Annotated in this window: 22 protein-coding genes; 8 read left to right on the top strand and 14 right to left on the bottom strand. The window is 67.8% G+C overall.

Annotated features, from left to right (window positions below):
- Window positions 1-15: 15 nt before the first annotated feature.
- On the top strand, window positions 16-831 hold the full coding sequence (locus OLX02_RS05550) for a hypothetical protein (protein ID WP_264420931.1): 816 nt from the start codon (window positions 16-18) through the stop codon (window positions 829-831).
- A gap of 43 nt (window positions 832-874) precedes the next feature.
- On the opposite strand, the gene OLX02_RS05545 is transcribed toward OLX02_RS05550, so the two are convergent.
- Complete coding sequence (locus OLX02_RS05545) at window positions 875-1501, bottom strand: class I SAM-dependent methyltransferase (RefSeq protein WP_264420930.1); 627 nt, start codon at window positions 1499-1501, stop codon at window positions 875-877.
- Window positions 1502-1706: 205 nt separating this feature from the next.
- Here OLX02_RS05545 and OLX02_RS05540 point away from each other — a divergent pair, with 205 nt between their 5' ends.
- The gene (locus OLX02_RS05540; protein ID WP_264421194.1) at window positions 1707-3026 is read left to right on the top strand and encodes an MFS transporter; all 1320 of its coding nucleotides are present in this window, start codon (window positions 1707-1709) and stop codon (window positions 3024-3026) included.
- A gap of 10 nt (window positions 3027-3036) precedes the next feature.
- Here the strand turns inward: OLX02_RS05540 and OLX02_RS05535 are convergent, their stop codons facing one another.
- Window positions 3037-3975: a CDP-alcohol phosphatidyltransferase family protein gene (locus OLX02_RS05535; RefSeq protein ID WP_264420929.1), complete on the bottom strand. Its 939-nt coding sequence runs from the start codon at window positions 3973-3975 to the stop codon at window positions 3037-3039.
- 460 nt (window positions 3976-4435) lie between these two features.
- On the opposite strand from OLX02_RS05535, the gene OLX02_RS05530 reads away from it, so the two are divergent.
- Together OLX02_RS05530 and OLX02_RS05525 are read left to right on the top strand one after the other, a co-directional pair.
- Window positions 4436-5536 carry an inositol-3-phosphate synthase gene (locus OLX02_RS05530; RefSeq protein WP_264420928.1) on the top strand — a complete coding sequence of 367 codons (1101 nt, stop codon included), beginning with the start codon at window positions 4436-4438 and terminating at the stop codon, window positions 5534-5536.
- A 101-nt stretch (window positions 5537-5637) separates the two neighbouring features.
- Window positions 5638-6390: an NTP transferase domain-containing protein gene (locus OLX02_RS05525; protein ID WP_264420927.1), complete on the top strand. Its 753-nt coding sequence runs from the start codon at window positions 5638-5640 to the stop codon at window positions 6388-6390.
- Window positions 6391-6496: 106 nt separating this feature from the next.
- On the opposite strand, the gene OLX02_RS05520 is transcribed toward OLX02_RS05525, so the two are convergent.
- Together OLX02_RS05520 and OLX02_RS05515 are read right to left on the bottom strand one after the other, a co-directional pair.
- Entirely contained in the window at window positions 6497-7450 is a 954-nt protein-coding gene (locus OLX02_RS05520; protein ID WP_264420926.1) for a 2-hydroxyacid dehydrogenase, read from the bottom strand.
- A 21-nt stretch (window positions 7451-7471) separates the two neighbouring features.
- Window positions 7472-7951, bottom strand: a complete 480-nt coding sequence (locus OLX02_RS05515; RefSeq protein ID WP_264420925.1) for a DUF2141 domain-containing protein — start codon at window positions 7949-7951, stop codon at window positions 7472-7474.
- 386 nt (window positions 7952-8337) lie between these two features.
- Here OLX02_RS05515 and rpe point away from each other — a divergent pair, with 386 nt between their 5' ends.
- From rpe to OLX02_RS05495, 4 genes are all read left to right on the top strand, one after another.
- Window positions 8338-9000: a ribulose-phosphate 3-epimerase gene (gene rpe, locus OLX02_RS05510; RefSeq protein ID WP_264420924.1), complete on the top strand. Its 663-nt coding sequence runs from the start codon at window positions 8338-8340 to the stop codon at window positions 8998-9000.
- 5 nt (window positions 9001-9005) lie between these two features.
- A complete protein-coding gene (locus tag OLX02_RS05505) occupies window positions 9006-10916 on the top strand; it encodes a heparinase II/III family protein (protein WP_264420922.1) in 1911 nt (636 codons plus the stop codon).
- A 10-nt stretch (window positions 10917-10926) separates the two neighbouring features.
- A complete protein-coding gene (gene purH / locus OLX02_RS05500; RefSeq protein ID WP_264420921.1) occupies window positions 10927-12516 on the top strand; it encodes a bifunctional phosphoribosylaminoimidazolecarboxamide formyltransferase/IMP cyclohydrolase in 1590 nt (529 codons plus the stop codon).
- A gap of 111 nt (window positions 12517-12627) precedes the next feature.
- Window positions 12628-14367: a chloride channel protein gene (locus OLX02_RS05495; protein ID WP_264420920.1), complete on the top strand. Its 1740-nt coding sequence runs from the start codon at window positions 12628-12630 to the stop codon at window positions 14365-14367.
- Between the two features lie 104 nt (window positions 14368-14471).
- Here the strand turns inward: OLX02_RS05495 and OLX02_RS05490 are convergent, their stop codons facing one another.
- The 10 genes from OLX02_RS05490 to OLX02_RS05445 all read right to left on the bottom strand — a co-directional run bounded on the left by OLX02_RS05490 (window position 14472) and on the right by OLX02_RS05445 (window position 21049).
- Window positions 14472-15164, bottom strand: coding sequence for a cell wall hydrolase (locus OLX02_RS05490; protein ID WP_264420919.1), 693 nt, complete (start codon window positions 15162-15164; stop codon window positions 14472-14474).
- 223 nt (window positions 15165-15387) lie between these two features.
- The gene (locus OLX02_RS05485; protein WP_264420918.1) at window positions 15388-15723 is read right to left on the bottom strand and encodes a DUF1491 family protein; all 336 of its coding nucleotides are present in this window, start codon (window positions 15721-15723) and stop codon (window positions 15388-15390) included.
- 7 nt (window positions 15724-15730) lie between these two features.
- Window positions 15731-16240, bottom strand: coding sequence for a PaaI family thioesterase (locus OLX02_RS05480; protein WP_413630073.1), 510 nt, complete (start codon window positions 16238-16240; stop codon window positions 15731-15733).
- Window positions 16215-16676: a PTS sugar transporter subunit IIA gene (locus OLX02_RS05475; protein ID WP_264420915.1), complete on the bottom strand. Its 462-nt coding sequence runs from the start codon at window positions 16674-16676 to the stop codon at window positions 16215-16217. Before OLX02_RS05475 ends, OLX02_RS05480 begins: the two co-directional genes overlap by 26 nt.
- Window positions 16677-16820: 144 nt before the next feature.
- Window positions 16821-17390: a ribosome hibernation-promoting factor, HPF/YfiA family gene (gene hpf, locus OLX02_RS05470; protein ID WP_264420913.1), complete on the bottom strand. Its 570-nt coding sequence runs from the start codon at window positions 17388-17390 to the stop codon at window positions 16821-16823.
- Window positions 17391-17428: 38 nt separating this feature from the next.
- The gene (gene dnaQ / locus OLX02_RS05465) at window positions 17429-18115 is read right to left on the bottom strand and encodes a DNA polymerase III subunit epsilon (protein WP_264420911.1); all 687 of its coding nucleotides are present in this window, start codon (window positions 18113-18115) and stop codon (window positions 17429-17431) included.
- Between the two features lie 48 nt (window positions 18116-18163).
- On the bottom strand, window positions 18164-18769 hold the full coding sequence (coaE, locus tag OLX02_RS05460; RefSeq protein WP_264420910.1) for a dephospho-CoA kinase: 606 nt from the start codon (window positions 18767-18769) through the stop codon (window positions 18164-18166).
- Window positions 18766-19623 carry a shikimate dehydrogenase gene (gene aroE / locus OLX02_RS05455; protein ID WP_264420909.1) on the bottom strand — a complete coding sequence of 286 codons (858 nt, stop codon included), beginning with the start codon at window positions 19621-19623 and terminating at the stop codon, window positions 18766-18768. The genes coaE and aroE overlap by 4 nt, the downstream gene beginning before the upstream one ends.
- Window positions 19620-20207, bottom strand: a complete 588-nt coding sequence (locus OLX02_RS05450; RefSeq protein WP_264420907.1) for a Maf family protein — start codon at window positions 20205-20207, stop codon at window positions 19620-19622. Before OLX02_RS05450 ends, aroE begins: the two co-directional genes overlap by 4 nt.
- Window positions 20204-21049, bottom strand: coding sequence for a pyruvate, water dikinase regulatory protein (locus tag OLX02_RS05445; RefSeq protein WP_264420905.1), 846 nt, complete (start codon window positions 21047-21049; stop codon window positions 20204-20206). The genes OLX02_RS05450 and OLX02_RS05445 overlap by 4 nt, the downstream gene beginning before the upstream one ends.
- Between the last annotated feature and the right edge of the window lie 17 nt (window positions 21050-21066).

Raw genomic sequence — 21066 nt, 5'->3', positions numbered from 1 at the left:
AAGGACAAGGACGCCATGCCCGTAACCTCACTCGACAGCAGCGCAGCCTGGGCCAGCGCGACCCGCATGGTCGCCGCCAACCGCGATATGCTGGCCGCGATCGCCGGCGTGTTCTTTCTCCTGCCGGGCCTTGCCGGCGCGGTGTTCCTGCCCGCGCCCGGCGTGAAAAGCGGCATGAACGAAGCCCAGATTATGGACGCGATGCAGTCCTACTATGCCGGCTCCATGCCGATGCTGGTGCTGCTGTCGCTGATCCCGATGGCCGGGATGCTGACGATGCTGGTGGTCATGCTCGACAGCGCGCGGCCCACGGTGGGGCAGGCGATCCGCCGCAGCTTCGCCGCGCTGCCCTCGTATTTCGCAGCGCAGCTGCTGGTCGCGCTGGCAATGCTGCCGGTGGCGCTGGTGGTCCTGGCGGCGCTGGCCGCGCTGCTGCCCGATACCGTGGCCATGGCGGCGGCCTTCGGCGTGCTGCTCTACCCGATCATGCGGACCATGCTGATCGCCCCCGTCCTTGCGGGCGGCAGCGCGCGCGGACCGATCGCGGCGATTCGCGAAAGCATCCGCCTCACCCGCCGCAACACCGGACGGATGCTGGCGTTCATCGGCCTGGCCGGGTTCCTGTTCCTGGTGGTCTACGGGCTGGTGATGATGGTCGTGGGCGTGGTGCTGGTGCTCGCCACCGGGGGCGAGGCGCAGCGCCTGCTCGCAGAGGGCATCTCGGGCGTGTTGCTGGCGGTAGGCTACACCTACTTCGTCGCGATTCTCGCCGCGATCCATGGCCAGCTGGCCGGGCCGGCGCCGGAAAGCACCGCCGCCCTTTTCGACTGAGAGACGCTGGGCTGAGCCGGACCGGCGACAGCCCCCGCCCGGCCTATTCCTTCCAGCCCCAGCTGATCACGCAGGGCGGCACGTTGACCGGCTCGAAGCCCTTGTCGATGTGCCGGAAATACTTGCTCATCAATGCCCGCGCCCGCGCGGTGTACTGATAGACCAGGAATGCGCCGCCGGGGCGCAGCACGCGGTGCGTGGCGGCCATGATCGCCGGGCCGACGCCTTCGGGAAGGGTCGAGAACGGCAGGCCCGACAGCACGTAATCGGCATGGTCGAAACCGTTGGCGCGCACGATCTCCTCGACATCCGCGGCCGAGCCGTGGACCGCGATGAAGCGGCTGTCGCCGATCGTCTTCGACAGATAGGCGATGAAATCGGGGTTGGTGTCGATCACGATCAGCCGGCCATCACGGCGCAGCTTTTCCAGCACCGGGCGGCAGAACGTGCCCACGCCCGGACCATATTCGACAAACAGGCGGCACTCGTCCCAGTTCACCCGGGAGAGGACGCGTTCGATCGTACGGCGTGAGGAGGGAACGATCGCCCCCACCATTACCGGATGCTTGACGAACCCCTTGAAAAAGATTCCGGCGGGGCCAAGCACCCGTTCAGCCTTGCGCTTCGCCCGTTGCAGAAGGGGCCGGCGCGCCGCTTGCGTGGAAGTCATCGTAGGGGAGCACCCTCTAGTTCACCTGAAGCCCGCGAGTCGCAAATTTGTCATCGCATTGCAAGCGCGGTGCGATCACCTTACCGAATTGGGGCAGCGCGACGAAACGATCGCGCGGACCGGGCGGGGCATAAACCCGCGCCGATGAATGGGGAGTGAGCGCGAGGTGAGCCAGCACGAATCCATCCACTTGCCGCGCGGGCGCATGGCACTGCTGTTCGCGGTCATGCTCACCACGGCCGCGGGCAACACCGCGATGCAGTCGGTCATGCCCTCGATCGGCACGCACCTGGGCATTGCCGACGTGTGGGTCAGCCTGGCCTATTCGTGGTCGGCGCTGCTGTGGATGCTGCTCGCCCCGTTCTGGGCCCGGCGATCGGACCGGCGCGGACGCAAGGCGATGATGAGCCTGGGCATGGCCGCCTTCGCGCTGTCGTTCGCGCTCTGCGGCACGGTGTTGTTCTTCGGCCTGCGCGGGGCGTTCACCGGCCTTTCGACGATCCTGCTGTTCGCGCTGGCGCGCTCGCTCTACGGCGGCTTCGGCTCGGCCGCGCCGCCGGCCGTGCAGGCCTATGTCGCCAGCCGCACCAGCCGCGAGGAACGCACCAAGGCGCTGTCGATGGTCTCGTCCAGCTTCGGGCTTGGCACCGTGCTCGGCCCGGCGCTGGCGCCGCTGCTGATCCTGCCGGGCATCGGCCTGGTCGGTCCCTTCGCCATCTTCGCCCTGTTCGCGGTGGGCGTGCTCGTGCTGCTGCGGATGCGCCTGCCCGACGACGACCCGCGCTTTTCCGCGCGCGGCGAGATCATGGAAGAGCCGTTCAGCCCGTCCTCCAACCCGCGCATCGTCGAGGACGATCCCGATGGCTCGCCCGACGAGCTGCCCGAAGCCGAGCCGCTCCACGGCGGCGCAGACCGGCTGCGGTGGAGCGATCCGCGGATGCGCGCGTGGCTGTGGACGGGCACGCTGGGCGGACAGGCGCAGTCGATCCTGCTGGGCGTGATCGGCTTCCTGCTGCTCGACCGGCTCGGCCTGCGCCACCAGCCCGATGCCGCCGCCGGGCCGATCGGGCTGGTGCTGATGTGCGGCGCGGTGGCGACGCTGCTGGCGCAATGGGGCCTGATCCCCACGCTCGGCCTTGGCCCGCGCACCTCGACGCTGTGGGGCATGGGACTGTGCTGCGTGGGCGTGGTGCCGATCGCGCTGGGGCCGGACCTGCACACGATCGCCACCGGTTTCGCGATCTGCTCGCTGGGCTTCGGACTGTTCCGCCCCGGCTTCACCTCGGGCGCAAGCCTAGCCGTCACCCGCCGCGAACAGGGGCAGTCGGCCGGCATCGTCGCGGCGGTCAACGGCTCGGCCTATATCGTCACGCCGGCGATCGGGGTGTTCCTCTACAACCACTCGGCCTGGCTTGCGTGGGTGCTGGTCGAAGTGCTGGCGCTTTCCGTGCTGGCGATCTGCCTGTTCGCCATTCGCCCGGACGAGGCGATGCCCTCGCACGGCCGCAGCCGCAGCCGCCGCTAGCCCGCCTCGATCAGGCGAGCGCCAACCGCTGCGCCACGCGCTTCGCCGCCGCATTGTGCAGCCGCACCGCGATCACCAGCAGCAGGTTGAGCACGACCGACTGGTAGAGGAAATACCACAGCGGGCTGCCCGCGATCATCCCGATGCCCAGCACGATCGCGCGGGGATTGGGGCCGAGGAACTTGAGCAGCAGCAGCAGCGGGCGCTGTTCCTTCTGCACTTCGGCGCGGATCGCGGCGAGCCGCGCGGGATCGTCCTGCATCGCGGCGGTCACAGCGCCGTCCACTTTCAGCGCCCAGGGGCTCATGCCCGAAGCCAGCCGCAGGTAGCCCAGCACGAAGCCGCGCAGGATCCACGACAGGCCCTTCTGTTCCTTGAACAGCCCGGCTTCGCTCTTGCTGGAATTGTTGAGCCACGGCACGCCGTAGGTCCAGTACTGGTAGAAGCGGCGCTGCACCTCGACGAAGTTCGACTGGACGATGTGGCTCGCGCCCGCCGAAAGCGTCCAGAACCACGCCCAGCCCGGTCCCAGCGCGCGGGTCAGCACGAAGGCCAGCAGCACATAGAGCACGATATGGCTGGCATAGTCGCAGATGCCGTCGACCAGTTCGCCCAGCGGGCTGGACTTGCCGGTGATCCGCGCCAGATCGCCATCCGCGCCGTCCACCACGTGCCACGTCATGTGCAGGATCATGCCCAGCACTGCCGCCCAGGGCCAGCCGAGCCCCCAGTTTGCACCGCCGAAATAGACCACGCCCGCCGCCACCACGAACAGCCCGCCCAGCACCGAAACCATGTTCGGCGTGATCGGCGTGCGCGCCAACCGCCGCGCCAGCTGCCACGCCAGCGGATGGTAGAGATAGTGGTTGAGCGGGTCCTGCATTTCGCGCGCACGCTTCGGCCGCTGGAGCGAGGCAGCGGCCCCGCCGGCGAAATTGACCTGGTTCAAGCGCGCACCCCACCGTTCGCGACCCGCAGCCAGCGTGCCCCTGCATGGGCGCAGGGCTGGCGTGCAACTATGGCCTTGCGTCTAACCCAAAGGGCGAGCGACCGCAAAGCCAAGGTTGGCCCCGGCCGACCGCGGTGGACAGTCTTCCACCGGGCGACAAGGCGGGCGGAACGAGATTGCGCCGCACAATCGCCCCGCCTGCTCACAGCTGATCCCATTCGACGAAGGATTTTCGTAGCTTGCCCGTTCGGAAAGGGTGTACGGGCAGCCGCGAAAACCAGCCCATTTCGCATCTGCACCGCAAAGCGCTGAAAATGCGCACCTCTCGATTCGGTGAGGCGAGCGTGACGGCGTCCAAATCTGCTTGCATTCCGCACGCAAATTAGGAAATGAGGCAATTTAGTTACAGCCGCTCGTGCTAACCCGGGCGACGGGCGCCTGTGTGAAGGGACTTGACTACATGAAGCCAATCAAGGTCGCCGTGATCGGCGTGGGCAACTGCGCCAGCTCGCTGGTCCAGGGGGTCTACTTCTACCGCAACAACAATTCGACGAACGGGCTGATCCACGACCGTATCGGCGGCTATGGTGCGGGCGACGTGGAATTCGTGCTCGGCGTCGACGTCGATGCGCGCAAGGTCGGCAAGGACATCTCCGAAGCTATTTTCGCCGCGCCGAACTGCACGGCCGTGTTCCAGTCCGACGTGCCGCAGACCGGCGCCAAGGTCATCATGGGCAAGATTCTCGACGGCGTTGCCGAGCACATGACCGGCATGGGCGACCGCGGCTTCATCGTCGCCGACCAGCCCGAAGCCACCCAGGAAGGCATCGTCGCCGCGCTGCGTGAGTCGGGCGCCGAAGTGCTGCTCAACTTCCTGCCCGTCGGTTCGCAGACCGCCACCGAATTCTACATGGAATGCGCGCTGGAAGCCGGCGTTGCGGTGGTCAACTGCATGCCCGTGTTCATCGCCTCGACCCCGGAATGGGAAGCCCGTTTCCGTGCGAAGCGCGTGCCCATCGTCGGCGACGACATCAAGGCCCAGGTCGGCGCCACCATCGTTCACCGCGTGCTGTCCAGCCTGTTCGGCGCGCGCGGCGTGCAGGTCGAGAAGACCTACCAGCTGAACACCGGCGGCAACACCGACTTCATGAACATGCTCGACCGCCAGCGTCTGGGCAGCAAGAAGGAATCGAAGACCGAGGCCGTGCAGGCGATGCTTGCCCAGCGTCTCGAGGACGAGAACATCCACGTCGGCCCGTCGGACTATGTTCCCTGGCAGAAGGACAACAAGCTGTGCTTCCTTCGCCTCGAAGGTTCGCAGTGGGGCAACGTGCCGATGAACTTGGAGCTTCGCCTCTCGGTCGAAGACAGCCCGAACTCGGCCGCTTGCGTGATGGACGCGATCCGTTGCTGCAAGGTCGCGCTCGAGCGCGGCGAGGGCGGCGCCCTGATCGGTCCGTCGGCCTACTTCTGCAAGCACCCGCCGCAGCAGTTCAACGACGACGTCGCAGCCCAGCTGGTCGATGAATACATCGCCGACACCGCGCTGGCCGCTGAATAATCCTCGTTTGTTCCTGACGGCCTTTCTGGCCTGAACGGATCCCGGTGGCGCCGGTCTTCCCCTGTGGAGACCGGCGCCGCTTCGCATCTGGAGTCGCCGCGTTGGACGCCCTGATCATTGCCGCAGGCTTCGGCAGCCGCCTTGCCGAACTTTCCCCTTCCAAGCCGCTGACCCCGGTCGCCGGCGTCCCGCTGATCGAGATCGGCGTGCGGCAGGCCATGATGGCGGGCATCACCCGCGTCGTCGTCGTCACCGGGCACCGCGCCGACCTGCTGGAACCCTTCCTCGCCGACCTGTCGCAGCGCGCCGGTATCGAGATCGTGCCCGTGCGCCTCAGCGACTGGTCCACCCCCAACGGCCACTCGGTCCTGGCCGGCAGCACGCGCTGCGAAGGCAACTACCTGCTGTTGATGGCGGACCATATGTTCGAGGCGGACATTCTCGCCCGCCTGCTCGACGAAGGCAGCACGGACCGCGGCGTCACGCTCGCCATCGATCGCCGGCTCGACAATCCACTGGTCGATCCCGAAGACGCCACCTGGGTCCGCACCGACGAAGCCGGCCGCATCCGCGCCATCGGCAAGACCATCTCGCCCTACGATGCGGTCGATTGCGGCGCTTTCCTCGCCACGCCCGAACTCGCCGTGGCGCTGCGCGAGGCGATTGCCGCGGGCAAGTCCGGCTCGCTGTCCGACGGGATGCAGGTGCTGGCGGACAAGGGCCGCGCCGCGACCATGGACATCGACGATGCCTGGTGGATGGACGTGGACGATCCGCGCGCCCACGCGCTGGCCGAGGAACTCGCCCAGTGGCACCTCGCCCCCACTTTCGCGGCAATGGGCGACCTGGACTAAACAGACCAAGGTGATTCCGAGGGCCGGCGGCCCTCGGGCGCCCAAACCGTCTCCCGCGCCGGAAGACGGGCACGGGGTGCAGGGGTGGTAAACCCCTGCAAGACCATCACTTCTCCAGCAAAAACCGCGTCTCCGGCACCGGCGTCAGAGGTCCCCTGCCCGCAAACCAGCCGGCCAGGTTGTCGACCATCAACTGCCCCATGGCCCGCCGCGTCGCTTCGGAGGCCGAGCCGAGGTGCGGCAGCAGCACCACGTTGTCCATCGCCAGCAGAGCTTCGGGCACGCGCGGTTCGTCGGCATAGACGTCCAGCCCGGCGGCCAGGATCGTGCCGTCCTGCAAGGCCGCGATCAGCGCCGCCTCGTCCACCACGCTGCCGCGCGCCACGTTGACCAGCACCCCTTCCGGGCCGAGCGCACGCAGCACGCGCGCATCGATCACGTGGCGCGTCGCGTCGCCGCCGGGCAGGATCGCGATCAGCACGTCGCAGGCATCGGCCAGCGCCTCGGCCGAGGGAAACCACGGATAGGGAACGCCTTCCTGTCGGGTGCGCCCGTGATAGGCGATCTCCACCGCGAAGCCTTCCAGCCGCCGCGCAATGGCCTTGCCGATCCCGCCCAGGCCAAGGATCCCAACGCGCCGGCCCCGCAGGCTGGGCGAAAGCGGGAACGGCCCCTGCTGCCAGCGCCCGGCGCGAACGAAAGCATCGGCCTGCGGCAACCGGCGCAGGGTGGCGAGCAGCAGGCCCAGCGCCAGATCGGCCACTTCCTCGTCCAGCACACCGGGGGTATTGGTCACCACCACCCCGCGCACAGCTGCTTCGGCAACGTCGATATTGTCGTATCCGACACCGAAATTGGCCACGATCTCCAGCGCGGGGAGGCGGCCGAACAGGCGGGCATCGACGCGGCCCGCCAGCGTGCTCGCCGCCATCCCGCGCACGCGGGCCAGCGCGGCGGGATCGGGATTGTCCCACAGGCGGTGCACGGTGAACGCACGTTCCAGCGCCTCCATCGCGGAGGGCAGGATCGGGGCGGGAACGAGGATGTCAGGCCGGGTCATGCCCGGCCCATAGCACCGCGATCAGGGATATTTGAGCGTGATCCGCGTCGACAGGTTGGTCTTGGCGATGTGGAGCCGCACCGATCGGAACGACGGCAGGCTGGCGATCGTCGCAGGATTGTTGGAAAACCCGAAACCCTCGGTCGGAATGCCCAGCATCCCGCCGCGGTTGATTTTCCCCGAGCCGTCCTCGTCGTGATAGACCGCGATGGCATAGACGCCGGGCTTGGGCACGAAGAGGCACATCTTCGTTTCGGGCGCGGCCGCATCGACCCGGCCGACGTACATCGAACCATGCCGCACCAGGAACTTGCGCGGCTCGTCGGCATAGAGCGTCACCGCCATCAGCCCGCTGTCATTGCGGACATTGTCGATGGTGATGTTGATCCAGGTCTCGCTCTGCGGGCCAGCGCAGTTCGGCGCAGCCATGGCCTCGCCAGCGCCGGCGACTCCGGCAATCGAGGCAAGCGCTGCGGCCGTGGCGCGAAGACGTCTCGGCATGGTCATGTGTTTTCTGGTCCCGATTCCTGTTGGTGTGGCGCCAGCCGGCGCGGCATTTGCCGCCAATCCTGGTTGTCCGGCGCTGCGGCCCCTTCCCGCGGGAAAGGGCACTATCATGACGTTTCCTTTGGCGATTCGGCTTTGAACCTAGGCTGAACTTTTGCTCCGCGCCAAGTGCTTTGCATCAACGTCATGTGCGACAGGGCGTTCCCCGCATACGCCGCATGGCGGCATTACCCACGGATTCATCACCTTGCGACTCCCACAGCCGTGTGGAAAACGGCGCTTTTCGTGCTTGTAGCGCCCCTCCCCCACCGGTAACGCAAAAGCGCAAGGTTCGCGCCCGCGCGCGCCATTCCCGTAACGCGCCATCCGGAAGCCCGCCCATGCCCGCGCCGCTCATTTCCCCTTCGATCCTTTCCGCCGACTTCGCCCGCCTGGGCGAGGAAGTCCGCGCCATCGACGCCGCCGGCGCGGACTGGATCCACGTCGACGTGATGGACGGCCACTTCGTGCCCAACATCACCATCGGCCCCGCCGTGGTGAAGGCCCTGCGCCCGCACACGGCCAAGCCGTTCGACGTGCACCTGATGATCTCGCCGGTGGACAGCTATCTCGAAGCTTTCGCCGCCGCCGGCGCGGACATCATCACCGTCCACCCGGAAGCCGGCCCGCACACCCACCGCACGGTCCAGGCGATCAAGGCGCTGGGCAAGAAGGCCGGCATCTCGCTCAACCCGGCCACCCCGGCCAAGATGCTCGACTACCTGATCGACGAGATCGACCTCGTCCTGATCATGAGCGTCAACCCCGGCTTCGGCGGGCAGAGCTTCATTTCCAGCCAGCTTCGCAAGATCGAGGCGGTGCGCAAGATGATCGACAAGACCGGCCGCCAGATCCATCTCGAAGTCGATGGCGGCGTGGATGTGACCACCGCGAAGCTCTGCACCGATGCCGGCGCCGACGTGCTCGTCGCCGGGACCGCCACGTTCAAGGGCGGCGCGGATCACTACGCCTCGAACATCGCCGCGCTGAAGGGCGCGGGCTGACCCCGGTGGAAAAACCCGGCCTCTCCCTTGCCCGCGGCACAGCCGCCGGCGTCGACGAGGCCGGCACCCCGGAACTTGCGCCCTCCCCGGCCATTCCCACCGCACCCGGCCCGATCGGAGCCAACAAGGGCAAGCGGAGCGAACAACCGGCCATGGACACAGGCGCCTTCGACGATGACGAACCGCGTTTCGATCCGGCGATCATCGAGCCCGGCCGCGCGCTGGCGCTCGCAGACTTCACCCCGCCAGCCGTGGGTGCGGGCGACCGGCTGGTCCGCTTCGCCTACCGGCTCGGCCTGCCTTCCGGCGCGCTCAATCCCTTTCGCAAGCGTGCCCGCACCCGCCTGACCGCCACTGTCGCCAATCCGCTGCCCGGCGATGCGGCGGCGGGCAAGGCGCTGCGCGCGGGCCATTTCCTGATCCACGGTGTCCGCACCGCGATTGCAGACACCGAATTCGCCGGCCCGCGGCTCGCCCCGCCGTTCGAGCGGCTGGTCCACGGCTTCGGCTGGCTGGCCGATCTGGAGGCCTGCGCGCCCCGCGCGCAGTGCACCCCGGTGGCGGAACGCGTGCTGGGGATGTGGCTCAACGCCAATCCGCGCCCCAACAGCGGCCCCGCGTGGAATGTCGGCCACGCCGGGCACCGGCTGCTGGCATGGCTGGTCCACGCGCCGCTGCTGCTCTCGGGCAACGACAAGAAATTCCGCGCCCGCGCGCTCCATGCCATCGCCGACACCGCGCGCTGGCTCGATCGCCATGCCCACAAGGCCGGCGACAAGCTTGACGAAGTCGCAGGCTGGGCTGCGATCACCGCCGCCGGCCTGCTGCTCGAAGACGGACGCGCCCGCCGGCTCCATGGCGAAGCGGGACTGATCAAGGCGCTGGGCGACCTGGTGGGCGACGACGGCGGCGTCCTCTCGCGCAGCCCGCTCTGCCAGATCGAGGCGATCGAGCTGATCGTCCGGCTCAAGGCCTGCTATGCCGCCGTGCGCGCCGATCCGCCCTCGCAGATCGACACCATCCTCACCCTGCTCGTGCCGCCGCTGCTGGCGCTGCTCCACGGCGATGGCGCGCTCGGTTCGTGGCAGGGCGCCGCCGCCGTCTCCGCCGCGCCGATAGAGGCGCTGGTCAAGGCCAGCGGCGTCCGCACGCGGCCTTTGCGCGATGCGCGCCAGTGGGGCTACCAGCGGGTTGGCGCGGGCAAGTCGTTCCTCCAGATCGATGCCGCGCCGCCGCCGCTCGCCCGCCACGCGCGCGAAGGCTGCGCCTCCACGCTGGCGCTGGAATTCAGCCACGGGCCGGACCGGCTGATCGTCAACTGCGGCGGCGCGGCGTTCGCCGGCGGGCAGATCCCGCTGCGTCTGGCGCAAGGCCTGCGCGCCACCGCCGCGCATTCCACGCTCACCATCGACGATTTCAATTCCACCGCCGTGCTCATCAACGGCAAGCTCGGCACCGGCGTCGGCACGGTCGAGGTCGATCGCCGCACCATCACGGCGGAAAACGGCGCGGGCGCCACCCGGATCGAGACCAGCCATGATGGCTATGTCGCGCGCTACGGCCTCACCCATCGCCGCATCCTGATCCTGCGCGACGATGGCACCGAACTGCGCGGCGAAGACCTGCTCGTCGCCACCGGGCGCAAGGGCAAGCGCGGCACGGTCGGCGTCGCCTTGCGCTTTCACCTCGGCCCGCATATCGAGCTGGCGCAAGGGCAGGACGGCCTCGGCGTCACCCTCGCGCTTCCCGACGGCAGCCTCTGGCAGTTCCGTTCGGGCCGCGATCCGGTGACCATCGAGGACAGCCTCTGGGCGGATGGTCAGGGCCGCCCCTTGGGCACCCGCCAGCTTGTCATCCCGGCCAAGATTCCCCGCAGCGGAGAGACATTCTCCTGGCTGCTCAAGAAGATGCGATAGGAATTCCGACGTGACTGAAGTGACCATCAAGCGGGCGCTGCTTTCGGTGTCCGACAAGACCGGCTTGGCCGACCTGGGCAAGGCGCTCGCCGCGCGCGGCGTCGAACTGGTCTCCACTGGCGGCACCGCCAAGGCGCTGCGCGACGCAGGCCTTACCGTGAAGGACATTTCCGACCTCACCGGCTTCCCCGAGATGATGGACGGCCGCGTCAAGACGCTGCACCCCAAGGTCCACGGTGGCCTGCTCGCCGTGCGCGACAATCCCGAACACGCCGCCGCGATGGCGGAGCATGAGATCGGCGCGATCGATCTCGTCGTCGTCAACCTCTACCCGTTCGAGGCGACCGTGGCGAAGGGCGCCGAGCGTGACGAAGTGATCGAGAACATCGACATCGGCGGCCCGTCGATGGTCCGTTCGGCGGCCAAGAACCACGAATACGTCACCATCCTCACCGATGCGGCGGATTATGCCGCTTTCCTCGGCGAGCTGGAGCAGAGCGGCGGCAAGAGCACGCTCGCGTTCCGCCGCGCCATGGCGGCCAAGGCCTATGCCGCCACCGCCGCCTATGACGCCGCGATCTCGCAGTGGTTCGCCAAGGTGGACCAGCAGCACCACTTCCCGCCGGTGCTCGCCAGCGCGCACAAGCTCGTCACCACGCTGCGCTATGGTGAAAACCCGCACCAGTCGGCCGCGCTCTATGTCGCGAACCGTCCGGACACCGCCGGCCTGCCGCAGGCCACGCAGGTGCAGGGCAAGGAACTGTCCTACAACAACTACAACGACGCCAACGCCGCGCTTGAACTGATCGCCGAATTCGGCGGCGACAAGCCCACCGTGGTGATCGTCAAGCACGCCAATCCGTGCGGTGTCGCCAGCGCCGACAACCTGCTCGACGCCTGGCAGGCGGCGCTCGCGTGCGATTCGGTTTCGGCCTTCGGCGGCATCGTCGTCACCAACGTGCCGCTCGATGGTCCCACCGCCAACGCGATCTGCGAAATCTTCACCGAAGTCGTCGTCGCCCCGGGCGCGGACGATGCCGCGAAGCAGGCTTTCGCGCGCAAGAAGAACCTGCGCCTGCTGCTGATCGACCAGCTGCCCGACGCCAGCCGCGCCGGCCTTGTCACCGTGCCCATCGCCGGCGGCCTGCTGGTGCAGGACCGCGACACCGGCAAGGTCGCCAGGGAAGACCTCAAGGTCGTCACCAAGCGCGCGCCCACGCCGCAGGAACTGGAAGACGCGCTGTTCGCGTGGACCGTGGCCAAGCACGTCAAGTCGAACGCGATCGTCTATGCCAAGGACGGCGTCACCGCCGGCATCGGCGCAGGCCAGATGAACCGCCGCGATTCCTCGCGCATCGCCGCCGCCAAGGCGAAGGAAGCTGCGGAAACCCACGGCTGGACCCAGGCCCGCACGGTCGGCTCGGCGGTCGCGTCGGACGCGTTCTTCCCCTTCGCTGACGGCCTGATGGCCGCGGTCGAGGCGGGCGCCACCTGCGTGATCCAGCCGGGCGGCTCGATCCGCGACGAAGACGTGATCAAGGCGGCGGACGAAGCCGGCCTCGCCATGGTCTTCACCGGAATGCGCCACTTCCGCCACTAATCGCCCACTGATCGGCAAAAAGGGGGGGGCACGGGCAGCCGCAGGCGCCGTGCCCCTTCCTGTCGAACACTTCATTCCCCCTGCCCGGCCAAATGGGCTAGCAGCGCAGGGGTGCTGAAACGATTCCCCGCGTTCCTGCGCTGGCTGCGCCGACAGGTGCGGTCGAGCGAACTTTCGTTCCTGCTGCTGGCCATCGGCGTGGGCGCGGCCGGCGGGCTGTTCACCGTGCTGGTCGGCGCCGCGGCGCGCACGCTGCAATATGTCCTGTTCGGCCTGCCCCCCGAACTGCGGCTCAGCGGCGCACCGCCGCTGGCCCCCCTCACCCTGCTCGTCCTGCCACTTGGCGGGCTTGTCCTCATCGCGTTCAACTGGGCCGTCCGGGCGCGCCGCCGTGCGCTGGTCGATGCGGTCGAGGCGAACGCGCTCCACGGCGGCCGGATGTCTGTGGCGGACAGCGCAGTGATCGTGGGCCAGACGGTGCTGTCCAACGGCTTCGGCGCCTCGGTGGGGCTGGAGGCGGCCTATGCGCAGCTGGGCGGCCTGTTCGGCTCGCTCGGCGCCCGGCTGATGAGCCTCCGCCGCCCCGATGCGCGCACGCTCGTCGGCGCGGGCGCGGGCAGCGCCATCGCCGCCGCGTTCGGCGCGCCGCTCGCAGGGGCGTTCTACGCGTTCGAGATCGTGATCGGCGCCTATACCCCCTCGGCCATCGCTCCTGTCGTCGCCGCCTCGCTCGCCGGCGCGCAAGTGGCACAGCGGCTGGGCGTGGTGCCCTATGTCGTCAGCGCGGTGCCCGGTCCGGCGATCCACACCGCAGGATACCTCGCCTATGGCGGCCTTGGCGCCGCTTGCGCCCTGCTCGGCATCCTCGTCATGCGCGCGGTTGCCGTGGTCGAGACGCAGACGCGCCGCGTGATGCCGGGGCCGTGGCGACCGGTGCTCGGCGGGCTTCTGCTCGTCCCCCTCGCCTACGTTTCCCCGCAGGCGCTCTCCGCCGGCCACAGCGCCCTGCACATCGACATGACCGAAGCCGTACCGCTCGGCTTCATCGCCATGATCCTGCTGGTGAAATGCGCCGGCTCGATCGTCTCGCTCGGCTTCGGCTTTCGCGGCGGGCTGTTCTTCGCCTCGCTGTTCCTCGGCACGCTGGTCGGCCATCTCTATGCCGGGGTGCTGGGCGCCATCGCGGGGCATTCGGTGCTCAACATGGGCAACGCCTCGCTTGTGGGCATGGCCGCGCTCGCCGTGGCAGTGGTCGGCGGCCCCTTCACGATGACCATGCTGGTGCTCGAAGCGACGGGCAATTTCAGCCTGACCGGGGCCGTGCTCGCCGCCTCGCTCGTCTCCTCCACGCTGGTGCGCGAACTGTTCGGCTATTCCTTCTCCACCTGGCGCCTGCACTTGCGCGGAGAGACGATCACCAGCGCACGCGATGTCGGCTGGATCAAGACTCTCACCGCCGGGCGGATGATGCGCCGCGGCCCTGCCACGATCGAGGGCACCGCCACCATTGCCGAACTGCGCCGCCGCTATCCGCTCGGCTCGACCAGCCGCGTGCTCGTGCTCGGCCCCACCGGCCGCTACGCGGGCATAGCCACCCCGGCGGTCGCCTTCGCCGAGGGCGCGGACGAGACAGCGCCGGTCTCGTCGATCTGCCACGCCGCCGACGCCACGCTGCTGCCCGATCAGGACATCACGCAGATCATGGCGCGCTTCGACGAAATCGGCACCGACGAGCTGGCCGTGGTGGACGCGGACGGCGAAGTGCTCGGCCTGGTCACAGAGACATACGTGCGCCGCCGCTACGCCGAGGAACTCGACAAGGCCCAGCGCGACCTGTTCGGCGAGCGCTGATCCGCCGCGGAATCAGAAAGGCCGCGCCCGGCATTGCCGGCGCGGCCTTTTCCGTTCCTGCCGAGACATCCCCGCACGCGGCACGCCGCGCCCGAGGCCCCTCCTCAGCGGTAGAAGATGTGATTGTCGATGCGCGCCATGCGGGTCTTGCCCCAGCTCGGCGAAACGCGCGCGGCGTGGAAGAACATCGCGCCTTCGACCGGGCTTTTCCACGCGCCGCGATCGGCGATCATGGCGATCTTCACGGCCTTGGTCCAACCCGGGCCGGCCTTGTTGACCGCGGGCATCGCGTGGCCGCGCACGAACGAGAATTGCGAGGGCTGATAGACCACGCCGCAATAGGAAGCGGGGAAACGGCCCGAGTTGGCGCGGGCGACGATCACCCGGCCCACGGCCAGCTGGCCCGCCATGGTTTCGCTCTTGGCCTCGAAATAGATCGCGCCGGCCAGGCAGTTGAGTTCGTCGGAAAGCGCGGCGGGTGCCGGCGTCGCGTCGACCAGCGCAGCAAGCGAAGCGGCGACCGGGGCATTCGCGGCGCTGTTGAGCGCGGCATCGCCGTCATCGGAGGTCACTTCAGGCTGGGGGATCGCGCGCTCCACGGCCGGAATCACGGCCTGCGCGGAATGGGTGGTGATGGCGGAAGCGCCGGGCGCTTCGCTGGCCGGGATCTGTACGTCAGCCCCGAAGCGGGGGGACAGATCCTGCGCGGCTGCACCGGAACCGCCGGTGCTGAGCAGGGTTGTGATAAAAGTCGCGGCAATGCTGATGGCACTGGCGATCCGAAGCTTCTTACTCATCCATCGTCATAACTGGGCGGTGGACGTCGGAACATGGCGCGACACGGTCGGTGTCCGCGCAACGGGTGTCGCGTGGATCCTTGTCGTATCGAAGGGCCATGTCGTCTGCCCCCCGTCTGCGTGCTAGCGCGGCCTGCTTGGTGCAAGGCCGTCGCCGCCTGCGCGACTGCGGTGGACTGCCTTTATTTTGCAACGCAGCAGAGTCAACCTGCGCAAAGCACTGTCAGCTTCCGTTCAGGATGAATCGTTCGCCCTCCGCGACAGTCAGTTCAATGATCCACAGATCGGGATCCTGCTTGCCCCGGCGCGCGAGATAGTCCTCAAAATCGGATTTATTTTCAATATCTTGTTCTTTGGAGCAGGACCATTTGCGGCTGCCGTCGAGCTGCGGCATCCGTTCGTAGAGACGCCCAAGTCCTTGATTATCCAACAGAACGATCAGGATGGTACCGCCGTCCGGATCGCCTTTCTTCAGCACCATGGCAAAGCCGCCACCCGCCTGCGCGCGGCGAATCAGCGCCGAGGCTTCAACGGCTGCGGGAAGGCGCTGCTCGTCCACGCCCGGTCTATCCGGACAGCGCGGCGCAATAGCCGGAATTGTAGCCTTCCAGCCCGGAAAGCGCGATGCGCGAGCGCTGGAACGTCCCGGTGCCGCGGCCCACTTCCTCGCCCTCGGCATCGAGCAGGCGCGATTCGGCGACCAGCACGCGCCGCCGTCCGGACACCCACCGTCCTTCCGCGATCACCGTTCCGCCGTGGATCGGCCGCGTAAAATGCAGGTTGAACGAGGTGGTCAGCAGGAAGCGGTCGGTGACCAGCGTGTTCGCGGCATAGAACGCCGCGTCGTCGAGCATCTTGAAATAGATCGTGCCGTGCGCCGCGCCGGCGGCGTGGAACACCGAGGGCGTTACCTCGAAGATGATCCGCGCGTGCCCTTCGGAAACGACGTCCAGCCGGCTTTCGAACAGCTGGTTGACCGGCGCGGAAGCGTAAAGCCCTTCCAATGCGCGCCAGTGGTACTGCGCGCCGTCGCCGCCCTGCCCGGGCTGGTCAGGCTGCGTCACGGTCGATGACATTGACCAGCAGCGCGTAGAGCGCGTCCGCATCGGGCGCAGAAACGAGGCGGTCGTGCATCCGCTCGTCGCGCATCAGGCGCGAAATCGCGGCCAGTGCCTGGAGATGGGTCGCCCCGGCCTGTTCCGGCGAAAGCAGCCCGAACACGAGGTCGACGGGCATATCGTCCGCGGAATCGAAGGCCACCGGCTGTTCGAGGCGGAAGAACGCCGCCACCGGGCGGGTCAGACCGTCCATGCGGGCGTGGGGAATGGCAACGCCGCGGCCGAAGCCGGTGCTGCCCAGCTTTTCGCGCTCCTCGATGCGTTCCAGCACATGCGCCGGGTCAAGCGAGTAGACCGCCGCGAAACACTCGGCGAGAGCGCCGAGAATCTGCGGCTTGGTTTCGGCGCGAACCACACGCACCGCCAGAGGATCGATCGAGAAAAGAGCCGTCATGAAAACGAAAATACCGCAACGTGCACGGGGGGCACGGTCAAGTTGCGGGCGCAATGCGCCTGAATTTCACGCTGTGCAAGCACCTAATCGCGCCCCCGCGATTCGTTTTCGGGGGCGCGACAAGGACTTGTTTTCAGTTTCGCGTCACGCCTTGCCGGGTTCCACCCAGCCGATCGAGCCATCGCCGCGGCGATAGACCATGTTGTGGGTGCCGGTGCCCGCGTTCTTGAACAGCAAGGCGTTGGTGTTGCGCAGGTCGAGCATCATCACCGCGTCGGAAACGGTCGCCTCGGGCACGTCGACCCGCGTTTCGGCGATCACCAGCGGTGCATCCGCCGGCTCCTCGTTTTCCACTTCCTCGACGACGAACACGGTATAGGCCGCGTCCTCCTCGCGCCGGGCGTGCTCGGCCTCGTCCTGGCGCGCCTTGATCCGGCGCTTGTAGCGGCGCAGCTGCTTGTCGATCTTCTCCGCCGACTGATCCAGAGCGATGTGCGCGTCCTGCGCCACGCCGCTTCCCTTCAGGATCAGGCCCTGCGTCACATGGGTGACGATATCGCATCGGAAACCACCGTGCGGCGCCTTGCCCAAGGTAACGTGCGAGGACAGCGCGCGAGAGAAGTACTTGTCGACAATCGTCGAAAGGCGCTCCTCGGCGTGACTTTCAAAAGCGGCGCCGGTGTCGACCTGATGGCCCGAAACGCGAATGTCCATACGTCTTCTCTCCTCGACTGGAGCCTCGGTGGACCGCGTTACCGCGACCACAAAGGCTCGCTGAAGCCCGCCATGAATTCCGCATGGCGCGCCAGTTCCGCTTCGCTCGCGGCATGAGGCCGGGGCGCTCGGAAGGTTCGGGAGACGGATACCGTCGCAGCGACCATGGTCTCGGTCACTGCCACCGCGTCGGCCGCGAGTTCGAGGCCGATCTGCCGCCCTCCCATCAATTCTACGTAAAGCTGCGCGAGCAGTTCCGCGTCCAGCAGCGCGCCATGCTTGGTGCGGTGGCTGCGGTCGATGCCATAGCGCGAGCACAGCGCGTCGAGGCTGAGCTTGGCGCCCGGATGCTTGCGCCGCGCGATCGCCACCGTATCGACCATGCGGTCGCGGCTGACGGCTTCCATCCCGATCTTTGCCAGCTCGGTGTTGAGGAAGCCGAAGTCGAACCCGGCATTGTGCGCCACCAGCGGCGCATCGCCCAGGAATTCGATCAGCGCCGCGGCCCGCTCGGCGAACTTCGGCTTGTCCGACAGGAACGAGGCCGACAGCCCATGCACCGCCTCGGCTTCGGCGGGCATATCGCGCTCAGGGTTGAAATAGGCGTGAAACACCGCGCCTGTAGGCACCCGGTTGAGCATCTCGACGCAGCCAATTTCCACGAGCCGGTCGCCTCCCTGGGGGTCGAGGCCGGTCGTCTCTGTATCGAAAACGATCTCACGCATTCCCGGCAATCTGGACCCGCCGGAAAGGGCTGGCAAGGGGACTCTCCGTCAGTTGCGCGGGTTTTTTTCCCGGATCGAACGCACAAGTTGGTTAACCTCTGCGCGCGTCTCGTCCAGGCTCACGCCGGTGTCGATCACGTGGTCGGCGCGCGCGCGCTTTTCCGCATCGGGCACTTGCAGCGCCAGGATCTGGGCGAACTTTTCCGGCGTCATGCCCGGCCGCGCCAGCACGCGCGCGCGCTGCATTTCGGCCGGGGCGGACACCACCGCCACCGCGTCCAGCCCCTGCCCATGGCCCTTTTCGAACAGCAGCGGGATGTCGAACACCACCAGCGGCTCGCCGCCATGCTCGATCATGAACGCCTCGCGCATCGCGCCCACCGCCGGATGGACGATCGCCTCCAGTCGCTTCAGCGCTTCGGGATGGCCGAACACCTGCGCGCCCAGCTCCGCGCGTCGCACCCCTTCGGGACCGGTCGTGCCGGGAAAGGCCGCCTCGATCGCGGGGATCAGCGCGCCGCCCGGCCCTTGCAGGCTGTGCACCGCCGCATCGGCATCGAACACCGGCACGCCCAGCTCGCGCAGCATCAGTGCCACCGCCGACTTGCCCATGCCGATCGATCCGGTCAGCCCAAGGATGAACGGCCTGCTCATGCGCCCAGCACCTTTCTCAATTCCGCGTCGGTCTCGCCACGCGGCGGGTTGGCCCCGAAGAACCGGCGGAACGCATGATCGGCCTGGCCGATCAGCATCGAAAGCCCGTCCACGGTGCGAAAGCCCGCCGCGCGCGCCGCTTTCAGGAAATCGGTGTCGAGCGGGCTGGTCACGATGTCGTAGAACACCGAGCCGGGCGGGGCATGGCTGATGTCGAAGGGGAGGGGGGGCTGCCCGGTCATTCCCAGCGCCGAGGCATTGACCACCAGATCGAGACAGCCTTCGCGGTCGTCGAAGACGAAGTCCGTCGCATCGGCAAAGTGAGCGAGGGGGGCGACGTGATGCTCGCCCTTCGGATCCAGCTCGTCCAGCAGCGCGCGCGCCTTGTCGGGATTGCGCCCCGCCAGCACGATCACCATGCCTTCGCCCGCCAGCGCCGCGATGATCGCGCGCGCCGCGCCGCCGGTGCCCAGAATGCGCGCCATGCGGAAATAGTGCTTGTCCCCCAGCAACGGCTGCAAGGGTTCGAGAAAGCCGGGCGCATCGGTGTTGTAGCCGACCAGTTCGCCCTGCTCGGGCACGATGGTGTTCACCGCCCCGATCCGCGCCGCCACCGGATCGAGCCGGTCGATCAGCGGGATCACCGCCTGCTTGTGCGGCATGGTCACGTTGCAGCCGCGCCAGTCGGGATCGGTGCGCCGCGCCGCAATGAAATCGGCCAGGCCCTCCGCCGTCACGTGCGTCGCGCGGTAATCAGCATCGATCCCCAGCTTGCCCAGCCAGAAGCCATGGATCGCGGGGGATTTCGACTGGACGATGGGATCGCCGATCACTTCGGCATAGGCGCGGCTCATGCCTCCAGCTCGCCTTGCGCGCGCAGCGCGCCCAGCAGCGCGAGCAGCGGCATCCCCAGCACGGTGAAGTGGCTGCCCTCGATCGTCTCGAACAGCTGCACGCCCAGCGCCTCGATCCGGAACACGCCCACGCAACCGGAAACCTGCGGCCACTCCCTGTCGATATAGCTGTCGATAAAGCTGCGGGAAAGCCGGCGAACCCGCAGATTCGCGACCTCGCAATGACGCCATGCCGTCACCCCGTCGCGGATCAGCACCGCGGCGGAATGAAGGTGCATCTCCTGGCCCGAGAAGAATTCGAGATGCTCGATCGCCTGCTCGCGGCTCTTGGGCTTGTCGAACAGCCGCCCGCCCACTTCGACCAGCGAATCCCCGCCCAGCACCAGCCGCCCCGGTGCCGCGACGGACACCGCCAGCGCCTTGGCCTCGGCCAGGATCTTGGCGATCTCGCACGCGGGGACGCCGATCAGCTCGCGCTTGATCTCGGCCTCGTCCACGTCGGCGCTCTGGGCCTCGAACGGCACCCCGGCCGCTTCGAGCATCGCCTTGCGCGATGCGCTCTGCGAGGCAAGGATGATCGTCATATCGGCTTCGCTCCCACCGTGGTGTCGCCGCCGGAGGCCCGGCGTTCGTTATAGAGATTGATGACCGCGGCCGCCGTTTCCTCGATCGAACGCCGCGAAACGTCGATCACCGGCCAACCGTTGTCCGCGAACATGCGCCGCGCGAATTGCACCTCGCGCGTCACGTGCTCGCTGTCGACATAGGCGGTCTCGGCCACCTGGTTCAAGGACAGCAGCCGGTTGCGCCGCACCTGCACCAGCCGTTCGGGGCTGGTGGTCAGCCCCACCACCAGCGGCCGGCGCAGTCCGAACAGCATCGGCGGCGGCGGGCTTTCCACCACGACCGGGATGTTCGCCACCTTGTAGCCCCTGTTGGCGAGATAGATCGCGGTCGGCGTCTTGGAACTGCGCGAAACGCCCGCCAGGACGATGTCGGCTTCCTCCCAGTTTTCCCAGCCGATGCCGTCGTCATGGGCGATGGTGAACTGGATCGCATCGACGCGCGCGAAATAGGCTTCGTCCATGATGTGCTGCCGCCCGGGCCGGCCCTTGGCCTCCTGCCCCAGTTGCTGCTCCAGCGCATCGGTCACCGCGTCGAGCGCCGCAACGCTGGGCAGGCCCAGCGCGGCGCAACGCTGTTCCAGCCGGTCGCGCGTCTCCGTATTGACCAGCGTATAGAGCACCAGTCCCGGATTGTTGGCGATTTCGCCCATGATCCGGTCGAGATGCTGCATCGATCGCACCATCGGCCAGAAGTGCCGCACGACGTCGGCATCGTCGAACTGCGCCAGCGCCGCCTTCGCGATCATTTCCAGCGTTTCGCCCGTGGAATCCGATAGAAGATGCAGGTGCAGCCGCTGCATGGGCCTCCGCTCGCGTG

The sequence above is a fragment of the Novosphingobium sp. KCTC 2891 genome, assembly GCF_025938155.1.
Taxonomy (GTDB): Bacteria; Pseudomonadota; Alphaproteobacteria; order Sphingomonadales; family Sphingomonadaceae; genus Novosphingobium.
This window is presented reverse-complemented; position numbering and strand designations above follow the sequence as displayed.

Coding starts and splice junctions, on each gene's coding strand:
- OLX02_RS05545 (WP_264420930.1), bottom strand. CDS start 1,501: ATGACTTCCACGCAAGCGGCGCGCCGGCCCCTTCTGCAACGGGCGAAG.
- OLX02_RS05540 (WP_264421194.1), top strand. CDS start 1,707: ATGGCACTGCTGTTCGCGGTCATGCTCACCACGGCCGCGGGCAACACC.
- OLX02_RS05445 (WP_264420905.1), bottom strand. CDS start 21,049: ATGCAGCGGCTGCACCTGCATCTTCTATCGGATTCCACGGGCGAAACG.
- dnaQ (WP_264420911.1), bottom strand. CDS start 18,115: ATGCGTGAGATCGTTTTCGATACAGAGACGACCGGCCTCGACCCCCAG.
- OLX02_RS05550 (WP_264420931.1), top strand. CDS start 16: ATGCCCGTAACCTCACTCGACAGCAGCGCAGCCTGGGCCAGCGCGACC.
- aroE (WP_264420909.1), bottom strand. CDS start 19,623: ATGAGCCGCGCCTATGCCGAAGTGATCGGCGATCCCATCGTCCAGTCG.
- OLX02_RS05530 (WP_264420928.1), top strand. CDS start 4,436: ATGAAGCCAATCAAGGTCGCCGTGATCGGCGTGGGCAACTGCGCCAGC.
- rpe (WP_264420924.1), top strand. CDS start 8,338: ATGCCCGCGCCGCTCATTTCCCCTTCGATCCTTTCCGCCGACTTCGCC.
- OLX02_RS05515 (WP_264420925.1), bottom strand. CDS start 7,951: ATGCCGAGACGTCTTCGCGCCACGGCCGCAGCGCTTGCCTCGATTGCC.
- OLX02_RS05490 (WP_264420919.1), bottom strand. CDS start 15,164: ATGAGTAAGAAGCTTCGGATCGCCAGTGCCATCAGCATTGCCGCGACT.
- OLX02_RS05450 (WP_264420907.1), bottom strand. CDS start 20,207: ATGACGATCATCCTTGCCTCGCAGAGCGCATCGCGCAAGGCGATGCTC.
- OLX02_RS05475 (WP_264420915.1), bottom strand. CDS start 16,676: ATGACGGCTCTTTTCTCGATCGATCCTCTGGCGGTGCGTGTGGTTCGC.
- hpf (WP_264420913.1), bottom strand. CDS start 17,390: ATGGACATTCGCGTTTCGGGCCATCAGGTCGACACCGGCGCCGCTTTT.
- coaE (WP_264420910.1), bottom strand. CDS start 18,769: ATGAGCAGGCCGTTCATCCTTGGGCTGACCGGATCGATCGGCATGGGC.
- OLX02_RS05520 (WP_264420926.1), bottom strand. CDS start 7,450: ATGACCCGGCCTGACATCCTCGTTCCCGCCCCGATCCTGCCCTCCGCG.
- OLX02_RS05480 (WP_413630073.1), bottom strand. CDS start 16,240: ATGTCATCGACCGTGACGCAGCCTGACCAGCCCGGGCAGGGCGGCGAC.